Here is a 723-nt window from a genome sequence, read left to right on the forward strand (position 1 = left end):
GGACATACCCTCTACAAAGGTCTTGAGGATTTTGAGGTCAAACAATTAGCGGTGAATATATCCAATCCTGATGTAGAAGACTTGTTTTACTATTATAAACAAATTGAAAGCTTTGATTATCAATGCATAGTAGGAATTGGGGGCGGCAGTGTTCTTGATCTTTCGAAATCTTTAGCTGCCTTAAAGGATATGAAAATAGATTCTACCTCTACTTTACGCTCTATAATTGAACAAAAGCTTTATATAGAAAGTCAAAATTTCGTACCCTGGATTGGGATTCCGACAACCTCAGGTACAGGTTCCGAGGTTACTTGCTGGGCAACAATTTGGGATCGCGCTAACGGAGTGAAAATGTCAGTTGATTGGGAAAAACTATATGCACATACCGCTATCATCGTCCCGGCTCTAACAGCATCATTACCGAAGGGATTAACGGTTGCAACCGCTTTAGATGCTTTATGTCATGCTACTGAGGCTTACTGGTCAAAAAGCTCCAATGAAATTTCAAGAATCTATTCATTAGAAGCGATCAATCGGATTGTCAACAATTTTGAAAGTGTATTAAATCATCCGAATGACATTACATTAAGGAAAGAAATTGCTTTAGGAAGCTTGTATGGAGGTCTAGCCTTTAGCAATACAAGAACAACGGCATGCCATTCAATCTCGTATCCTCTCACATTAGAACTTGGAATGGTTCACGGGATTGCGGCAAGCATCACC

The 723-nt window shown here is 39.6% G+C and carries 1 protein-coding gene; it reads left to right on the forward strand.

Going from position 1 to position 723, the window contains the following annotated elements:
• A partial coding sequence (locus AC1DSL_RS19075; RefSeq protein WP_477533455.1) for a phosphonoacetaldehyde reductase occupies window positions 1-723 on the forward strand: 723 nt, incomplete at both ends.

It is taken from the genome of Paenisporosarcina sp. P4_D4 (genome assembly GCF_056401835.1).